Below are 1251 nucleotides of genomic sequence, written 5' to 3' on the forward strand. Positions count from 1 at the left end.
CTGCGTTCCAGTCCCTATCTTGAGTATGTCCACAATGAGGACAAATATGAGTTCTAGTGCTAAGAGTCTTTTTGACAACTTCACCACAGCTAGAACAATTCTGACTGGTGTAGTGGGGCGGGACTGCAATAGTTACCACGCCGAAGACCTTACCAAAGTACTCAACCCATTCACGGAACAGCGACCACGACGCATCACTAATAGATTTAGCCAAGCGATGATTCTTGACCATATTCCGCACCTGCAAATCTTCATACGCCACAAGGTCGTTAGACCTTACCACGCACCTTGCCGTCTTTACAGCAAAGTCTTTACGCTGGCGACTTACTTTGAGGTGCTTACGCGCAAGCTTATTTCTAAACTTGACTCTATTTTGAGAACCCTTTTTAGTTTTAGACAAACGGCGTTGCAACCGTTTCAAAGACTTCTCACTTTTACGCAAGTGCCGGGGATTAGCAATAGTTTCCCCATTGCTATCAGTGTAGAAGTGGCTCAAGCCAACATCAATACCAATAGTTTTACCCGTTGGTTCTCGCCTTTCTACTCGCTCTTGGTCGATACAAAATTGGCAATAATAGCCATCTGCACGACGCACAACCCGCACTCTCTTAAACTGTTTAAGTTGGTAGAAATGCAGGTCACGAGTTCCCCAGAGCTTGAAAGTTCCTGCTTTAAACCCATCAGAGAAAGTGATATACCTGCGGTCATCAGAAAGTTTCCATCCACAAGTTTTGTATTCAACAGAACCATGTGTCTGATGCTTCTTGAACTTTGGAAATCCCTTTAATCCTTGCTTACCTTTCTTGCAGTTATCAAAAAACCGAGCGATTGCAGACCACGCCCTTTCAGCGCTAGCTTGCCTTGCCATCGAGTTCAACTTGGCGACCCAAGGAAACTCAGTATTAGCAGCAAGCACAGCGCAGAACTTACTCAGGTCGTATCGCCCAATGCCCTTGTTATCCATCCAGTATCTAAGGCTTGCATTGCGAACAAAACGCGCAGTTCTAATCGCTTCATCAAGCGCTTGATACTGTCCGTCTTGTCCTTCAAGTTTGGCCTCAAATACCAGCATCTTTACGTCATGTACACTAACGTAAATCATAACATAGATTTGCGAAAAACTCAACTATTCCCCTTCCCTCACTGGCTTGTAGCCAGTCATGGTTGTGGAATGTTTCGTTTTTCGCCCTCGATTCATCTCGCCGCCAAATCTATAGATTATGGCGGGAGCCTTCTCTCCGATTTAGGTAA

General features: G+C 45.2%; 1 protein-coding gene. It reads right to left on the bottom strand.

The window, feature by feature from the left end; genetic code table 11:
• Positions 1–1072 (bottom strand): RNA-guided endonuclease InsQ/TnpB family protein (locus ABF638_RS38005; protein ID WP_435027888.1); only part of this gene is annotated, 1072 nt, incomplete at its 3' end.
• Positions 1073–1251: the final 179 nt, after the last annotated feature.

Origin of the sequence: Nostoc sp. CALU 1950 (assembly GCF_051172895.1) — a bacterium.
Classification (GTDB): Bacteria; Cyanobacteriota; Cyanobacteriia; order Cyanobacteriales; family Nostocaceae; genus Nostoc; species Nostoc edaphicum_A.